This is a genomic window from Sanyastnella coralliicola, from assembly GCF_030845195.1.
GTDB classification, from domain to species: Bacteria; Bacteroidota; Bacteroidia; order Flavobacteriales_D; family Sanyastnellaceae; genus Sanyastnella; species Sanyastnella coralliicola.
On sequence record NZ_CP132543.1, the window covers coordinates 1,341,136 to 1,357,789 of the forward strand.

Annotated in this window: 14 protein-coding genes; 5 read left to right on the top strand and 9 right to left on the bottom strand. The window is 46.0% G+C overall.

Features of this window, described 5'->3' with window-relative positions:
- Nucleotides 1-20 precede the first annotated feature (20 nt).
- Nucleotides 21-932, bottom strand: coding sequence for a helix-turn-helix domain-containing protein (locus RA156_RS05660; protein ID WP_306643584.1), 912 nt, complete (start codon nucleotides 930-932; stop codon nucleotides 21-23).
- Nucleotides 933-1,360: 428 nt separating this feature from the next.
- Here RA156_RS05660 and RA156_RS05665 point away from each other — a divergent pair, with 428 nt between their 5' ends.
- From RA156_RS05665 to RA156_RS05675, 3 genes are all read left to right on the top strand, one after another.
- Nucleotides 1,361-2,470 (top strand): hypothetical protein, encoded by a 1,110-nt coding sequence (locus RA156_RS05665; protein WP_306643585.1) that lies wholly within the window; start codon nucleotides 1,361-1,363, stop codon nucleotides 2,468-2,470.
- A 26-nt stretch (nucleotides 2,471-2,496) separates the two neighbouring features.
- Nucleotides 2,497-3,252, top strand: coding sequence for a hypothetical protein (locus RA156_RS05670; protein ID WP_306643586.1), 756 nt, complete (start codon nucleotides 2,497-2,499; stop codon nucleotides 3,250-3,252).
- A 76-nt stretch (nucleotides 3,253-3,328) separates the two neighbouring features.
- Entirely contained in the window at nucleotides 3,329-3,760 is a 432-nt protein-coding gene (locus RA156_RS05675) for a DUF7793 family protein (protein WP_306643587.1), read from the top strand.
- Here the strand turns inward: RA156_RS05675 and RA156_RS05680 are convergent.
- The 3 genes from RA156_RS05680 to RA156_RS05690 form a co-directional block, all read right to left on the bottom strand.
- A complete protein-coding gene (locus RA156_RS05680; RefSeq protein ID WP_306643588.1) occupies nucleotides 3,744-4,793 on the bottom strand; it encodes a T9SS type A sorting domain-containing protein in 1,050 nt (349 codons plus the stop codon). The two genes, RA156_RS05675 and RA156_RS05680, sit on opposite strands and share 17 nt — an antisense overlap.
- Nucleotides 4,794-4,855: 62 nt before the next feature.
- Nucleotides 4,856-5,716 carry a dienelactone hydrolase family protein gene (locus RA156_RS05685; protein WP_306643589.1) on the bottom strand — a complete coding sequence of 287 codons (861 nt, stop codon included), beginning with the start codon at nucleotides 5,714-5,716 and terminating at the stop codon, nucleotides 4,856-4,858.
- A gap of 44 nt (nucleotides 5,717-5,760) precedes the next feature.
- Nucleotides 5,761-6,171 (bottom strand): hypothetical protein, encoded by a 411-nt coding sequence (locus tag RA156_RS05690; protein WP_306643590.1) that lies wholly within the window; start codon nucleotides 6,169-6,171, stop codon nucleotides 5,761-5,763.
- A gap of 87 nt (nucleotides 6,172-6,258) precedes the next feature.
- Between RA156_RS05690 and RA156_RS05695 the strand changes: the two genes are divergently transcribed.
- Nucleotides 6,259-6,771 carry a TIGR00725 family protein gene (locus RA156_RS05695; RefSeq protein WP_306643591.1) on the top strand — a complete coding sequence of 171 codons (513 nt, stop codon included), beginning with the start codon at nucleotides 6,259-6,261 and terminating at the stop codon, nucleotides 6,769-6,771.
- A 3-nt stretch (nucleotides 6,772-6,774) separates the two neighbouring features.
- Here RA156_RS05695 and RA156_RS05700 read toward each other — a convergent pair whose 3' ends face one another.
- From RA156_RS05700 to RA156_RS05720, 5 genes are all read right to left on the bottom strand, one after another.
- Complete coding sequence (locus tag RA156_RS05700) at nucleotides 6,775-8,187, bottom strand: CCA tRNA nucleotidyltransferase (RefSeq protein ID WP_306643592.1); 1,413 nt, start codon at nucleotides 8,185-8,187, stop codon at nucleotides 6,775-6,777.
- Between the two features lie 259 nt (nucleotides 8,188-8,446).
- Nucleotides 8,447-9,781 (bottom strand): hypothetical protein, encoded by a 1,335-nt coding sequence (locus tag RA156_RS05705; RefSeq protein ID WP_306643593.1) that lies wholly within the window; start codon nucleotides 9,779-9,781, stop codon nucleotides 8,447-8,449.
- Nucleotides 9,781-10,290 (bottom strand): hypothetical protein, encoded by a 510-nt coding sequence (locus RA156_RS05710; RefSeq protein ID WP_306643594.1) that lies wholly within the window; start codon nucleotides 10,288-10,290, stop codon nucleotides 9,781-9,783. The genes RA156_RS05705 and RA156_RS05710 overlap by 1 nt, the downstream gene beginning before the upstream one ends.
- A 102-nt stretch (nucleotides 10,291-10,392) precedes the next feature.
- A complete protein-coding gene (locus tag RA156_RS05715) occupies nucleotides 10,393-10,797 on the bottom strand; it encodes a hypothetical protein (protein WP_306643595.1) in 405 nt (134 codons plus the stop codon).
- 356 nt (nucleotides 10,798-11,153) lie between these two features.
- Nucleotides 11,154-12,398, bottom strand: coding sequence for an MFS transporter (locus RA156_RS05720; protein WP_306643596.1), 1,245 nt, complete (start codon nucleotides 12,396-12,398; stop codon nucleotides 11,154-11,156).
- A 135-nt stretch (nucleotides 12,399-12,533) separates the two neighbouring features.
- On the opposite strand from RA156_RS05720, the gene RA156_RS05725 reads away from it, so the two are divergent.
- On the top strand, nucleotides 12,534-16,610 hold the full coding sequence (locus tag RA156_RS05725) for a VPS10 domain-containing protein (RefSeq protein ID WP_306643597.1): 4,077 nt from the start codon (nucleotides 12,534-12,536) through the stop codon (nucleotides 16,608-16,610).
- The last annotated feature ends 44 nt before the right edge of the window (nucleotides 16,611-16,654 follow it).

Genomic DNA, 16,654 nt, shown 5'->3' on the forward strand with positions numbered 1-16,654 from the left:
CTGAATGTTTATGGTGTAGACTAGTTTGTTTGTGTTCTAAATTTTTGCGGTGTGAAGCCTGTCTTTTGCTTGAACAACCGACTGAAGTAGTGGGGGTAATTGAATCCCAAACTATAGGCGATCTCAGACACGGTATCTTCCGTACTGAGAAGTAATGTCTTTGCTTTGTCTACAAGGAAGTCGTTGATGTGATCTTTCGCACTTCGACCTGTTTCTTTCTTTAATAGATCACTTAAATAAGCAGGAGAGAGGTTCACCTTTTCGGCCAAGAAATGGATCGATGGTGGTCCATACTCAGGCAATTGACCAGACTTGTAGTAGTCTTTCAATTGATGCTCTACTTCTGAGATGACATCCTTATTGGATGCAGTTCGCGTGTTGAACTGACGCTCATAGAAACGCAGGCAGTAATTCAGAAGAAGCTCAAGACTGCTTACAATCACACGCTGAGACATATTGTCTATCCGCTGGTTGTACTCGTCTTTGATGAGTTTGACCATGTCAGCCATGGTCTGCTTCTCTGCATCAGACAGGTGCAATGCTTCGTGGGTGTCGTATGAGAAGAATGAATAGCTATCAATGTTTTCACCCAATGGCGTCGAACGAATGAGGTCAGGGTGGAAATACAACATGAATCCGAAGTCTTCCTCAAAATCTGCAGAACCAGTAGAGGTTACAACCTGACCTGGAGCCGTGAAGGCTAACACTCCTTCAGAGAAGTCATAATCGTTGCGGCCATAACGTAGACCGCAACTACCACTCTTCATTCCGATGTAATAAAGGTCAGCTGAGAACTTAGCCCCTGCAGGCACTTTAGAGTGATCAATGTCTTTCACGTCAATCACGCTTATCAATGGATGCTTCGGTTTTTCAAATCCTAAGCCCTCATGCAAGTGACTAATCGAACGGATTCTGATAGTGTCTTCTGCCATAACCTTTCGTTTACATCACAAATGTCTGATTTAAAGTAGGTAGGTGGCTAACACAAATCGCGGAATGTGGAACACTGAAATGGTGGACTGTGAACTGTGGACTGTGGACTGTGGACGGTGGACAGGGGGATAGTGGTAGATTCCGTCAACCGTCAACCGTCAACCGTCCGTGGGGGCAGTTCGTAGTTCGTTCTAATGGGTTTTTGATTGTAGTGTTTCGATGATGTGTTCCGGCGTAAAGGTTTAAGACGTAGAATATGTTATTGAGTTATCGGTTATAGTTTATCGATTATTGATTCTAGCATTCGGCGTTTAGCGAAAGCATTCGGACGCCGGACGCCGGATGCCGAGCTAGAACTGTTAGGATTCACCGAACTTTGTGATAAGCGGAAGCTGCCACTTGGAGGAAAGAACTATTTTTGTGGCCTATGCATGGAAAATACATCTTTCTACTCGTCGTTTTTGGGCTGATTGGGGCCTACAGTTGTTCAACTGAAATTGACGTAAACGCACCGTATGATTCGAAGACAGTCGTTTTCGGAATCCTTGAACCTGAGGTAGATACGCAGTGGGTGAAGATCACTAGAACTTGGTTGGGTGAAGGGAATAACTTCGACGCAGCGATGGTTCGCGATTCTTCGGAGTACCCAGAAGGAGCTTTCACTGGCGTTGTGGAAGAGTGGATTGGAAATAGCATTGTACAGACTTATCCTCTGTTCGATACACTTCTAGAGAACAAAAGCACTGACGGAATCTTCTATGCTCCCGAACACACGGCTTATTACTGTTTGACTCCGAATGGGTTGAATAATGATGCGTTGTACCGCATCAACCTCGACTTTACAAGCAAAGACGACGTTGAAGCAACTGCTGATGTAGTAGAAGTAACGCCAGGATCAATTTCATTCCCTCCGGCGATTTCAACTTTTGAGATCAGCTGGGCTACAGTAGCAGGAGTGAACACGGTGTACAACAACCAGACCTTCGAATGGAATAGTTCTCCAAACGCTAAGCGTTACGAAGCGAGTTTAGATATCTACCTGACAGAAAATGTATGGGCAGACGCGTCACATACAGAGTTGGTTGAGTCTCGTCCGGTGGTTTTGAACTGGTTCATCGGAACTCGGACCACAGCTGATATCAATGGTGGAGAGCAATTGAGCATTGACGTGAACGGAGAGGCATTCTACCGTTTCCTTGAGTCACGTTTGACGGCTGACCCGATGGTCACACGCGAGTTTGGTATTTGGGACGACGAGGTACAGTTCTCACGTGCGATTGACTTCGTATTGACGATTGCGAATGAAGAGTTGGACACTTACCTAGAGATCAACGAGCCAGTTACTAATATCGTTCAAGAACGTCCTAGCTATACGAACGTTACCAATGGATTGGGAATCTGGGCTTCACGCACACAACAGTCTGTGGATGGTGTGGGTATCTCAACTGGTTCATTGAAAGCGTTGGTAGAAGGAGAGTTCACTGCAGATTTGAACTTCTGCTCTTCGAACCCTTTCAACGAGTATTCTTGCGATTAATCGTCCCTGCTTAGACCTTTCTTCTTATGATCGTTTTCAACTTTCTCGCCATCGCTCAAGCTTTGATTGCGGTGTTGGTGGTTGTGGCGCTTCATTTTTTACTTCAGCTATTCGGACTTGATGTCGACCTCATTGGAGGTACTTACGAAGCATGGGCTTCACTCTTGATTATTGGCTTTGTTTCCATGATGACAGAAACCCTTGGTCTTCGTGGACGCATCTTTTGGATTCCAGTTTGGATGTTGGCGATTGCTGGATCATTGTTCATGTTTTATACATGGAATTTTCCTCCTCGCTACGACTATTTCAAAAGTGAATACGTAGATGTCAACACGGTTCCGGAACACATCACGGTGTTGCTAGGAAGTGCATTGACGATCTATCTGTTTTTCAAGCGAAATGCGGCGTATTGGCGTAAGAAGTTCCAGAAGGCATCTGAAGCCATGGCGGGTATTCGCCACATGGAGCAAACGGGAGAGCTGACGATGCAACAGTTTTGGGCAAATGCCTCTCACGCATACATTGATCCTCCATTTCTATTCCTCTATGCGTATTGGTTGTGGAAGATTCTGTTCCCGAATTCATTTACAGATTTTGACTTCATCGTTCACTACCGTGATTTGTTGAGTCGAATCGATATGGAGAGCATCACGAAATCAGGGCAACGAGAGTACCTAAACTCCTTCCTCGCAGCAGTGAACGCGGCGGATTCCTTCAAGGATTACAATCATCCTGGTGGATCGTTGAAGAGACTGGCTGATGCCATCAATGATAAAGTCTAAGCTTCCTAACCTCAAGAAGTTAATATTTCCGCGCTAGCGAGTTCAAACAGGGCAGAGGTCCGCGTAATTTGCGACCATGCACAACCTTCGACCAGAGGAACTTGATGACTTCAAAAGCGAGACGCCACAGGCGTTCTTCCGCTATAGTGATGGCATCCTGGTCGTTGAGCTCAAACCTGAATTAATCATTGATCTACGTACCATTCAGCGCATGGAGCGCTTTCGGAAGGAAATGTCAATGGGGTTTGAACTTCCGGTGCTCATAGTGATTCCAAAAGATCACTTATTGCTAGATAAAGAGGCCTTTCAGTACTTAGGGAGCAAGGAAGCGATGGATGGTTGTGTGGCTAAGGCCATTGTCATTAAAGCACCGCTGCGCGTGATCTTGAAAAACTTCTCACTAGCCTTCTTGAAAGCGGAGAAGCCGTTCAGATTGTTCGTTAGCAGATCAGAAGCCAAAATGTGGCTCTTCGATCATATCACCGAGGAGATTATTTTACCAGATTGATACGTTCTCTGCGAACCGCATTAGTGGTTTGAACTTCTACTAGGTAGAATCCATTCGCGAAGTTCGAGAGATCAACGAATCCGAATTGAATGCCTTGCTCAAGAACTTTCCCATCCAATGAATATACAGTCACCGAAGCCCCTGCAGGGAGATTCGAAATGTAGAGCCCACCTCTGGTTGGGTTAGGATAGAAGTCCATCTGAGCGAGCAATAGCTCATCTACGTTATCTGGTTCTTCTTCCTCTTCTTCAATGTCTTTGTAGAGAATCTGCGAAACCAATCCAAGGTTCTCAATTACACGGAGAACTGGAATTCCTTCTTCCTTCGCTAGCCAGTGGTATTCGACACTGTTACGCTCGAAGGTAAATCCTTGCTGGATGAAGTCGATGTAAAGTGAGTCATTCGCGTCAATCTCCATGCGCACTTTGATCACTTCAAATTCACCGTATGGAGTGATAAGGGTTCCCCAGCCGTCTACGTCCACATCTCTTGACTGCTCAAGTTTGTAGGCGCCTAACGTCGGGACTTCAACCTCCCACTCGCTGTAGCTTTCGTAGAAGTCAGCATAGTCGAGTGGAAACTCATAAACGTTGTCTACTGGATCATTGACCCCTGGAATGGGAATACTGTTAATTGTAGCACCGTAACCAACGATGGTATATGCTTCTTCGTCGAGCTGATAGAACTCGTAAAAGTCGTCTAGTGAAAACTCGCCAACCTGAAACCCATCAGTTTGAATGGCGTGGTCAGCAAGGTGTTCTTGGTCGAAGGGATTGTTAAATAGGAACTGGTAAGAGAATGGCGCTTCGGAAACTTCAATGTAGTTGCGCTCTTGCTGTCCGGCCGGTTCTAGATCACTGTAGTCCCAAGTGTATTCGAAACCTGTTTCGCTGAAATCGTAGTCGTTGAATAGCCCCGCATTCGTCACGAAATAGCTCGAATCAGGTGAGGGCATGTCGTCTTGTGTGATCGTGATTTGTGCGCTCACGTTCAACACCAAGAATGATAGAATAAGAAGCGATAGGTTTCTCATGTCGTTAGTTTGATCGAAAGATACGACTTTGCGTACGGCTCTTCAATGTAGTTGGCGTGCAACTATTCAAAGCTCATAGAGAAGAATGACTTCATTTCTTCCTTGCTAAGCGAATCAGCTTCAGCGTTGTATGCCAATGGGAGATCAAACTCTTCACCTTTAGCTGTCGCTTCAGGATTCGAAAAAGCGTGAACAGCACCAGGGTAGGCGATGAGTTTATAGTCGGCTCCGTTAGCGGTCATTTCAGACGCAAATGCATCACGTGCCGTACCTGGAACAAAAGGATCATCTTCACCAGTCAACACGAGAATTTTAGTTTGAATCGTATCTGTTGCTTCCACAGCAGCTCCAAGAGAACCGTGAATACTCACAACCCCATCAAGATCAACACCTTGGCGAGCCATGTTCAGTACGACACCTCCACCAAAACAGTAGCCAACAGCTCCAATCTTGTCATTCGTCACGGTAGGGTGATTTTCAAGCAATTTCTTTGCCTCTAGAAAGCGAGCAGTAGCACCGTCAAAGTCAGACATGACAGCTCCTGCGAAACTTCCAGCGTCAGAAGGGTGATCCGCCGTTTGCCCATTACCGTACATGTCTACCGCAAGTGCAGTATAACCGAGTGAGGCTAGGTATTCAGCGCTTTGTCGAGCGTGGTTGTTATGTCCCCACCATTCATGCACTACCAAAACGCCTGGACGCTGACCTTCAATATTCTTATCGTACACCAAGTAACCGTTCATAGCAACGGAGTCAGCCATGTAGCTCACTTCTTGTCCGTTGAGATCTACACCTGATTTAGGCATGCGTTGTCCTTGTTGCTCTGTTGGAGGCGGAGTTGTTTCAGGGGATTCATCTGAAGCAGGCTCAGTACCGCAAGAAAAGAGGGCAGCTGAGAGAAGGGCGAGGAGTACTTTTTTCATCTTGATCATAATAGGATACGAACCTACGAAATCAAGAAATGTTCTTATTCGAAGTCGTTCGATTTTACCGAAAAATGAAAGTCGTGTCGCCAAGCTGACGGCACCTTGTGCTCATGCGTCGAATACACTTCCCAATATTGGTCGTCGTAAATGTCTTTCGTCATGGTATCACCCTGTGCGTTGATTACAGTCAGGTAGTCTTCGTAGGTGAACAAAGGACCTGGTTCTGATCGTCCGCCAAGTTGGCTGTGGTAAATCACTTCTTTGTGATCACCTGGATTGATCTCAATGCTGCGTTGATCTAGTGCATCACCTCCTACGATGTATTGATGAATCACCGTGATTCGCTCATTGTGGAAGTTGTGGATTGTATGGACGTAGTCTGTGTTTCCTTCGCATGAGCAGAGGAAGAGGGTAAAGAGCACTAGGCTAAGTGTGTATAAAGTTCGGTTCATGTCAGTAAAACGTTCACTTGACGAAGATAGGTGCATCTGCTAGAATTCGATTCGTTGCAATCATTGAAAGCCTTGTACTTTTAGCCCATGAAAGCGAAAAGACACCAAGTGACCGTAATCGGTCGATACGATGCCACAGATGAACAGTACCAAATGGGAATGGACATCGGTAAAATGCTGGCCGAGTTGAACATCACAGCGATCACTGGTGGGAGAGGAGGACTCATGGAAGCCGTTGCTCGCGGATGCACAGAAGCAGGCGGACTATCCGTAGGGATTCTTCCTGGTGAGCAATTCGAGGAATCTAATGAGTACAATTCGGTGGTGATTCCTTCGGGTATTGGTTATGCTCGAAATTCAATGAACGTTCTTGCTGCTGATGTTGTCATTGCTGTTGGAGGTGCCGCAGGAACCCTTTCGGAAATGGCTTTTGCTTGGAGCTATAAACGTCCTGTGATTGCCTTACTTGGCAGCGGTGGATGGGCTGAAGAGCTGGCCGGGAAACACATAGACCATCGTTGGGAACAAGAAATCATTCCAGCAACGGATTTTGCGGAGATTAGAAAAGAGCTTGTTAAACTTCTGGGGATCGAATCCTAAAACTTACTTGGTAGGTGCCAAGCCTAGTTCTCCTCCTTTACTGATCATGAAGTGGTAAGCTTCGTCTCGATCATTCTTAATTTCTCCTTCAAGAATAGCTTCTTTGATGGCGTTCTTGATTTGCCCAACTTTCCGACAAGGAGGGATATCGAAAGTCTTCATGATTTCCTCACCTGAGATTGGTGGCTGAAAATTGCGAATGCGGTCTTTCTCTTCAACCTCTACCAACTTCACCTTCACCACATCGTAGTTGCTCAAGTAACGCTTCACCTTCGCTTCATTCTTCGAGGTGATATCAGCACGGCACAACAACATCAAATCATCAATGTCATCTCCTGCATCGAATAGAAGTCGACGTACGGCGCTGTCCGTAATCTCTTCCTTTGTCAATGCAATCGGACGTAAATGCAGCGCAACCAGCTTCTGAACATACTTCATACGATGATCCGTAGGCAACTTCAATCGCTTGAAGATCTTCGGTACCATACGCGCACCTTTGTCTTCGTGTCCGTGGAAGGTCCAGCCGTGCACTTCATCAAAGCGTTTCGTGGCAGGCTTGGCGATATCATGAAGAATCGCTGACCAACGCAACCACAAATCATCTGAAGTTGCAGCAAGGTTGTCGAGCACCTCTAAGGTGTGGTAGAAGTTGTCTTTGTGACCAATTCCGTTGATACGATCTACCCCTTTGAGGGCAATCATCTCAGGAAGGATGTGTTGCAGCAGGTTGGTCTTCAGCAAAAGCTTGAATCCAATCGAAGGTCGTTTTGACTCAATGATCTTGTTCAGCTCAACGCTGATCCGTTCCATGCTTACAATCTTGATGCGATCTGCATTCTTTCGAATCGACTCAAGACTATCGTGGTGAATGGTGAAGCGCAATTGCGTTGCAAAGCGAATCGCTCGCATCATGCGCAAAGGATCATCGCTGTACGTAATGTCCGGCTCCAAAGGAGTACGAATCAATCCAGCGTCGAGGTCAATCACACCACCAAATGGATCAACAAGCTCTCCGAAGTTCTCCTCGTTCAATGAGAGAGCAAGGGCGTTGATGGTAAAATCACGGCGGTTTTGATCGTCTTCAATTGTTCCGTCTTCCACAATCGGCTTGCGTGAATCTCGCTGGTAGCTTTCTTTTCGTGCTCCTACGAATTCAATGTCGTAGTCTTTGAATCGGAAGGCAGCTGTTCCAAAGTTCTTGTAGTAGGCCACCTTCTTCACGCCCATCTCAGCGGCTGTCGCTTTGGCCAGTTCAATCCCGCTTCCTTCAATGACAATGTCAATGTCTTTCACCGGTCGGCCAAGAATCACATCTCGCACGTATCCACCAATAGCAAAGGCTTGCTGACCTTTTTCGTCGGCAATTTTCCCAGCTACTTTGAAGACCGGATGTTTGAGATGTTCGCTCAGGTTCATTTTGCAAAGGTAACTCACCGTTTTGCTTTGTACAATATCTGGGTGGACGGTGGACGGTGGACGGTGGACGGTGGACGGTGGACGGTAGACGGTAGACGGTAGACGGTAGACGGTAGACGGTAGACGGTGGACGGTGGAACGTGGAATGATTGCGGATTGCGGTAATGAAACCACATTGGCTTTAAAGTCCCGAGAGGGACGGATCAAATCCGTCCAAAACGAAATCGCCCAACAAATCGTCGATTTTGTGAAGTCATCCTTATTCGACAGAGACTAATTGAGAAAACGAAGTCGAAACTGATTCTGCAGTTAAAATATAGATGCCCCTTGGGATTTCAGATTTCGGCCAAATGCCAAGGTGATCAGAAGCTCTTATGACGCGACCTGAAAGATCAATGAGTTTTTGTTCAAATTTCCCTTGAGTAGGCGAAAACCCAAGTGAAGCTTCGGAATTGATAAGAACAAAAGCAGGTTCCAATGGATGGTCGATGGATAATGAGAAATCGCGGTTCGTAGAAAAAATGGAAGTGACATAACTATCAGGCGATTCTGCTAAGAACTTAGACCCGTATAACCATAGAGAGTCTCCGTGAATCGAGATTCGATGACCCCATTGTTCCCATTCGGGGATATTCAAATGTAAATCCCCAATTATATCTCCTTCTGCTGAATATTGTATGACTTTAAGGTCATTTATAACTTCGCCTGATTCTAAATTGTCATAGATATAGACCACGTATAAATTGCCCTCGTCATCGAAACAAAAATCATTTGGATTGTGGTTCTCAGGGATGTCAAAGGCATTTATCGATAAAAGTTCTCCATCTTCTGCAAAAGAAAAATATATGAACTCATCATCAATGAGTGTACTCGCAGAAACCATTGCAATTTCCTCGTCAGGATGGCTTCTGAAAGCGTCAAGAAGCCCAGAGCACGGATCATAGTAGATTTGTTCATCTTCTGAATAAGGTAGCGGAAGTTGAACGGCATTAGTGAGGTTTAGCGGGTCAAATCTGAATTTGTGTTCACAGTCCAAGGATATGATTACGGTTCCATCTGGACGGGAAAAAATTTCAGATAAAGGACGAAGAGTAGAGGGTATATTCTCAAAGCTGATTTCTTCTTGGGCACTGCCGCTTTCCAGATCATGACGGGAGATGACTAATTCAAATTCAAGGAAATAGCTAATAACGACGTACTCTTCGTCTGAAATGATCTCGGACACGATTGCATCGACAGGTAAGTCTAAGGTCTGAGAATGAATGACTTCAATTTCACTAGAAAAAGAATGTATATGATGTGATTCATTAGCTGATGTTACAATCCGACATATGTCATTGTAACTAGTAATGCCTACAATTAATTCATCTTCAAAAGTGTGCTCCAGAATAAGCTCTCCTTGGTGAATTGAATAAATCTTTGATGAGATAGATTCATCGCAGTTTTCGGTGATGACAGCGACAGTGTTTTCATCATTAAAAACATGAAGAAATTCGCAAAAATTTTGACAAGGAGAGTCTACGTTATATTCGATCTGAGAAATAGCTGCATGCGAGGCTATTATCGCTCCAAAAAAGAAAATTAAATGTTTCATCACTTGTTGATTAGGGCTTTTCGTGCAGCAAATCCTTCTTTCCAATAATGGTAGTAAGCAAAACAAGGATAGAACTCGTCGCATCCATCAGCAAGGCAGTCTCCCCCAATGTTATTTCCGTTATATCCAACATGGAACTCCAGACTTATTAGCTGCATACCTTCTTCGTTAGGAATGCGACTTTCGATTTCATTAATTCCTTTCATTATGTAGGAATTCACCTGAGATCCGGACATCCAAATCTCTTGGTTATTATTGTTGCCGTATACAAGTTCAGGACCTCCGTATATTTCAAGGGTACCCTCGTACATTAGACAGTCAGAAATACCCAAAGGACCAATGATTTCAGTAGGGTCAATTGTCATTCCATATGGGTATATGTTCTCGTTTGGATACATATCAGTTAAGAAATATTCTGAGTCGTCAATTTCTTCGAAAAAAATCCTGTCATTAATGATATTGTCGAAACTGAGCACCACAGGCTGATAACTGCCATTGTCTGGTAGCATTGCATATCCGAAGGATAAATCAGTATTTACGTAGCCCACAACTGTTATAATGTCAACTAGGATTTGTTGCCCCTCTAAAACTTCGATATCGACGATATAGAATTAGGCTCCTAGAGACACAAGGTAGTCAATTTGGTAAGTTATCTGATTTTCAATGCTTTCGAACTGAGATGAGGGAATCATACCATTGCTGTCTAGCTCAAAATCAATAAAAAGTAAATGCGATTGTCTACTAGAGCCTTGATTACTTCCGGCACGGAAATCCCTATTGATCTTTGTTTCAAGAGCATAATTAAAATCCTGTGGACTTAAGTCTACGGCAGAACGTCCAGAAAGGTTGTTTTCATAGATGTCTGCAAGTTCGAGTAGTTGGTCCAAGCTGTATGATCGAGACGATTGGATGATAGATGGTATGTTCTTCGAGTCTTCAAATGAATGATCTGACACTTCTTTATTACATCCTAGGCAGCACATTGCTATGGCAATGGTAAAGACTGCTAATTTCATAGTTCGGTTTTAGTAAGTAATCACAAATTAGTTTTGTGCTGATGTTGTTAACGGATCAATTTTACGACAAGTAATTAACCAAACCATCATCCTTTTGGGGGAGAGAAGGGCGTGTGTACGAGATATCTTACCGTAGGATGGCCTAACGAGAACCTGTTTGTTTCCAATTTTAATGAGTGAATGTATTTGATTAATTACAAGTTTTATTCAATGACATTTGCGGATTGCGGATTGCGGATTGCGGATTGCGGATTACGGATTGCGGATTGCGGAACGCGGAAGAGTTGAAGTAACTAGAAGGCAAAACGGACACCGGACGCCGGACTCCGGAAAACCCCAGCCTTAAGCCATACGCCTTACGCCTTACGCCTAGCGATAGTTAAAGCAGTTACCCCACCTACCAGCGCAAACCCTGCCATCGACAAATAAACATACTGATGCCCCTGCTTACCTGGGAAATCGTCTAGGAAGACACCAATCAGTTTGGCCATGTATACGTCAGGGAGGAAGCCGACGATGCTGGCGATACCTACGACCGTTCCTGTGATGGCGATAGGGATTTCCATTTCTTCCATTACTGCGAAGTAGAGTCCTCGCAGGGCGTAGATGGAGGAGGCCATGGCCATGATGATGATAAGGAAGGGGAGTAGGATACTGACTTGGCTAGCGCCGAAACCAACAAGGAGTCCGCAGAGGAAGATGATGGCGAAGGCGCCTACGATCAAACGACTCGTGCGAATCGATGTTCCCAGGATTCCTCCGGCAATGGCTCCTAATGGACGTACCCAAAGTAGTTGGCTCGTGAATGCAGCAGCTGCGCTTTCATTCATGTTCAGATAAGTTTCCGCGAGCGCGGGAAAAGCATCAGTGACACGATAAGCTGAATAAGCACATAGAATGATCAAGGATTGCTTCCAGACTGCCGGCATTTTGATCGCTTTCCAGACTTGGCTCGGTTCAAAGCGGGGTTGTGCGGCACTTGGCGGAGGTGTGCGTAAGGCGAAAAGCACAGCTAGTCCTGCCAAGACTACAAAGCTGGAGAAGAAGTAAATCACTACCTGGAAGGCTTCTTTTCGTTCTTCAGGGGTGATGCTTCCTGCATCCGTTGGGATAACGTCTTGGAGCAGGCCTACCGCTACGAAACCAATTAGTGCGGCAATCAATCCTCGTCCGCCGTCTAGAATACCGTAGGCGAGGGGAGCGTTTCCTACGCCTCCATAATCTCTCGTGGCGCGTAGCATAGCTGCCCAGAAGAGCATGATCGTTGATACTCCGTAGAAAGCATACAATCCGTACAACGCACCTTTTGGAGGGATGCTCGCCAGATAGAAACCGCTAATCCCTGTAATGATCAAGGCTCCCGATAGTAACCATCGTGCTTTGAATCGATCTGCAACCGGACCGCCTAAGAAGTAACAACCAATCGCTACCAAGCCATAAACAGAGAAGAGGTCTCCCAGCTCTGAATTGCTCAGGTCGAATACTTGAAGGAGCGTAAGTCGGAAGATGCGGGGTAGGACGAAGGGAAGGAAAAAGATGGCTTCTCCGGCAATGAATAAGAGGATCAGTACAGGGAAGTTGATCTTGTTTCTCGCGTCCATGTGGGGTAAGATACATCAAATGTGCAGGTCATTCCCCTGATCGCTTTGGTCGTCCTAGCATTCTGAACCTTAGACGATGATGTCGTGTTCTGAATGCATTCACGCTGTATCTTACAGCCCTAAACCGAAATAATCATGTCGAGAAACTTGCTGTTGGTGGCTTTGCTGCTGATCTCTAGCGCTGTATTGGCGCAGGATAGTGGCGAAAACGGACCAGATTGGTCAGTCTTAATGCACGATGAAGATCTCACCTTCGAAGAGATCCAAGCTCAATTTGAAGCATACTGGGAAGGAAAGGAAATTACTCCGGGAAGTGGCTGGAAGCCCTTCAAACGTTGGGAATTGCTAATGGAAGGTCGTTTGACCTCTGATGGCAAGGTGCCGCAATGGAGCAATATGAGTCGTGCCTACCAAGAAGCGCTACAACACCGCCTCGCTAGAAGTGAAGAGGGGAACTGGCAAGTACTAGGGCCAATCCTTGATCTTCAGACAACAAGAGAGAACATTCCAGGTATCGGACGTATGAACACGGTGGCCTTCCACCCAACAGATCCGAACATCATTTTCTGTGGTGCTCCTGCTGGTGGACTATGGCGTTCGTACGATGGTGGTAATACTTGGGAATCCAATACTGATGACTTGCCAACGCTTGGAGTGAGTGCGATTGCTTTCGATCCATTTGATCCGGATATCGTGTATATCGGAACAGGTGACCGTGACGCAGGCGATGCTCCAGGAATGGGGGTAATGAAGTCTACAGATGGAGGAATCTCTTGGGAGTTTTCAAACGAAGGCATCGAGGATTACACGATCGGTGATATGAAGTGTGATCCAGAAAACCCCGGAGTGATTATTGCCGCAACAGACGAAGGAGTTCACCGCTCTGATGATTACGGTGCTTCATGGGAACACACAAGTAACAGCATGTTCTACAAGGAAGTGGAGTTCAAGCCAGGTGATTCACAAATCGTGTATGCAACGGCTCAAGGACGTTTCTTCCGCAGTGACGATAACGGACAATCATTCAGCCAAATTGGTAACGGGTTGACGAACGGTACACGGAATGTAATCGCGGTAACGCCAGCGAACCCGGAATACGTTTACATCTGTTCGGCTAACCAAACGAACTTCCGTGCGCTATTCAAGTCTACAGATAGTGGAATCTCCTGGGAAGAGATGTCAGATTCACCGAACATTCTCGACTGGTCGGCTGATGGATCTGGTGATGGAGGTCAAGCATGGTATGACCTCTGTATGAATGCAGATCCGGTGAACCCAGAGCGCATTTATGTTGGTGGTATTCGCATGAAGCGCAGTGATGACGGTGGGGTGACATGGATTGACATGCAAAACAGCTACCTACACGTTGATCAGCACTGGCTAGAATTTTCACCTCATACCAATGAGCTGTACCTCGCGAATGACGGGGGAATGTACCGTTTGGAAAATGGTACGAACTGGATTGACATCTCAAGCAATATCGTAACAGGACAGATCTATAAGTTCGGACAAGCACCATTCACGGGCAACGACGCACTTACTGGTTACCAAGACAATGGTACGATGATCTACAACGGTGTGGTTTGGGATCGCGCTGGTGGAGCCGATGGTTTCGAATGCCAATATGACCCAACGGATGAGGGAGTTTACTACAACTCGATCTACTACGGTCAAGTGTATCGCACAAACGATAACGTAACAAACCAGAAGATTGCAGGTGTCAATGAATTGGGTATCGATGAATCTGGAGCTTGGCTTTCGCCTTGGTTTGTCAGCCAAGAAGATGAGAACACCATGTTCCTCGGCATGAAGAATGTGTGGCGTTGTCGCAACATCAAGCACCCTGAAAAAGACAGCTTGGTTTGGGAGCGTATTTCGAATAACCTCGGAGGCAATAACCTCTCAAACATGGGGGTATTGATCCAGCACCGCGCTGATACGAATGTGGTTTACGGGACGGAAGGTTCTCGTAAGCTTTTCCGCACGAATAATGCTCTCGCTAACGCGGAAGAGGTGGTTTGGGATGATATCTCAAACAGCCTCCCTTGGGTAACGACACCTGTAACAGCTCTTGAATCACACCCTGATTCTGTGAACTGGGTCTACCTCGGCTTCGACAACAAAGTGTGGAAGAGTATTGACCAAGGTGAGAACTGGGAAGACATCTCAGGTACACTACCAGATGTACGCATCAACTCTATCGTTTACGAACTCGGAACGGATGAAGGTCTATACATCGGAACGGATATGGGCATCTACTACCGCGAAGCTGGAATGGACGATTGGACTTCGTTCAGCAACGGATTGCCATTGGGTGTGCGTGTAACTGAATTGGAGATTTTCTACGGTGAAACAGCGGCAGAGAATAGACTTCGTGCTTCAACTTACGGACGAGGCCTTTGGGAGTCTGATCTATTCGGAAGCGAGGTGAATGTATTCCCTGCTACAGCTTGGGCACTCACTCCAGATGCTGCGATAGAAGTATTTGGTGAGTTTGACGTCAACATCGGTTTCTACCGCAACTTGACCAACATTGATGTTACCGACTTTGATGTAGCAGACATCAACGTAATCAACGGAACGGTGACTAACCTTACTGGAGGTCCGGTATTCACTGCTACTATCGAACCAGATGCTTTTGGTTTGATTGAGTTAACGATTCCAGATGCAGCAGCCATTGATCTTGATGGACTTGATACCTATGCTTCTGATACACTGCGTGTGTTGTACAAACCGGCTCCTGAAGAGTTCGGTATATACGGACCAGGTGGGGTAGGTGACGAAGATGATTTGACATTCTGGTTGCGTGCAGATGAAGGTACTTTCTCGACAGAAGGTGGTGCGCTCGCTAGCGCGGAAGGAGATCCTGTTCAACAGTGGATGGATATCTCAGGTAACGACCACGACGCGTTCCAAGAGTCACTAGATGCTCGTCCAACCCTTAGCATGGATGACAACGGAATCAATGGTTTCCCTGCCGTTGAATTCAACGGAGAGAACCAGTTCTTCATCGCAGATGATATTCCATCAAGCGTTGATATCAGTGTGTTCTCTGTAGCGCGTGGAGCTGATAACCAATGGAACGATCACGGATGGATGGCCTCTTGTCGTATGGCGAATGGATTCTTGCTGCACCCATGGAAGGAAACAGCACTATTCAACGTGTCAATCATGGATGAGAACAACCAATCGAAGAACTCTCCTACAGAATGGATTGTGGATGCTTCAGCTCCACAGATTTACGGATTGATCTACGAATACCATCCGCAAGCGCAGATCTTCCAGAAGATCATCAATGGAAACCGTCTTGATTACAACGATACTGATCATGGTGCACGTCAAGCAGGACAGCCATTGTCTATCCGCTACGGATGGGATTACGAAGAGCGTTTCGGAGAAGGTCAGATTGCTGAGCACTTTATCTACGGACGTCGTCTCTACGAATCACAACGTGTATTGGTGAGCAACTACCTTGCTGTTCGTTACGGAGTAGATCTGGGTCCAGATCAACTATACGGTCGTTACGATATGCCGATGGAAGTGGCCGGTATTGGTCAAGAGACAGAATACGATAAGCATACAGATGCTCAGGGTAGAGGAGTAGTTCGCATGCTAGAAGCGAGCGATATGGAAGATGGAGAATACTTGATCTGGGGGCACGACTTCATGGAAATGGTATGGGAATCGACTGGTTACCCACTGACTTCTCCGCACGTTGACCGCACATGGGCTTACGAGCAAACAGGTGATGTTGGTACTGTGGAGGTTCGAATTTACGCTCCTGAATTGGATAACCTAGGTGAGGAAATCGGTATTGTAGCTAGTCCTACAACGAACTTCGAGCCTGGAGTACTTCCAGCATTCTTCCCACTGACCAACATGGGAGATTACTTGGTAGCACAGGTTGACTTTGAAGGTTCAGGTGTTTTCACTGTAGGTACTCAGCCAGCAGTTTCTGTAGAAGATCTCGCTAGCGCGGAAGTCAATGTATTCCCTAATCCAGTGAATGAGATGTTGAACGTATCGCTTTCTGGAGCTGACGTCAACGACATGCGCGTTCGAGTTTACGACAACATCGGACAGCTTGTTTTCGAGGTTCGTCCTGACAGCCAGTTCTTCGCAGTAAGCATGGCAGGATACGCACCTGGCTTCTACACGATTGAGTTTACAAAGAATGCACAACGCAAGGTGGCTCGTTTCATCAAGCAGTGATGCAGAAAATAAATAGCACTAAAAAGGGCTTCCCGTTGGAAGCC

Coding starts and splice junctions, on each gene's coding strand:
- RA156_RS05660 (WP_306643584.1), bottom strand. CDS start 932: ATGGCAGAAGACACTATCAGAATCCGTTCGATTAGTCACTTGCATGAG.
- RA156_RS05665 (WP_306643585.1), top strand. CDS start 1,361: ATGCATGGAAAATACATCTTTCTACTCGTCGTTTTTGGGCTGATTGGG.
- RA156_RS05670 (WP_306643586.1), top strand. CDS start 2,497: ATGATCGTTTTCAACTTTCTCGCCATCGCTCAAGCTTTGATTGCGGTG.
- RA156_RS05675 (WP_306643587.1), top strand. CDS start 3,329: ATGCACAACCTTCGACCAGAGGAACTTGATGACTTCAAAAGCGAGACG.
- RA156_RS05680 (WP_306643588.1), bottom strand. CDS start 4,793: ATGAGAAACCTATCGCTTCTTATTCTATCATTCTTGGTGTTGAACGTG.
- RA156_RS05685 (WP_306643589.1), bottom strand. CDS start 5,716: ATGAAAAAAGTACTCCTCGCCCTTCTCTCAGCTGCCCTCTTTTCTTGC.
- RA156_RS05690 (WP_306643590.1), bottom strand. CDS start 6,171: ATGAACCGAACTTTATACACACTTAGCCTAGTGCTCTTTACCCTCTTC.
- RA156_RS05695 (WP_306643591.1), top strand. CDS start 6,259: ATGAAAGCGAAAAGACACCAAGTGACCGTAATCGGTCGATACGATGCC.
- RA156_RS05700 (WP_306643592.1), bottom strand. CDS start 8,187: ATGAACCTGAGCGAACATCTCAAACATCCGGTCTTCAAAGTAGCTGGG.
- RA156_RS05705 (WP_306643593.1), bottom strand. CDS start 9,781: ATGAAACATTTAATTTTCTTTTTTGGAGCGATAATAGCCTCGCATGCA.
- RA156_RS05710 (WP_306643594.1), bottom strand. CDS start 10,290: ATGCTACCAGACAATGGCAGTTATCAGCCTGTGGTGCTCAGTTTCGAC.
- RA156_RS05715 (WP_306643595.1), bottom strand. CDS start 10,797: ATGAAATTAGCAGTCTTTACCATTGCCATAGCAATGTGCTGCCTAGGA.
- RA156_RS05720 (WP_306643596.1), bottom strand. CDS start 12,398: ATGGACGCGAGAAACAAGATCAACTTCCCTGTACTGATCCTCTTATTC.
- RA156_RS05725 (WP_306643597.1), top strand. CDS start 12,534: ATGTCGAGAAACTTGCTGTTGGTGGCTTTGCTGCTGATCTCTAGCGCT.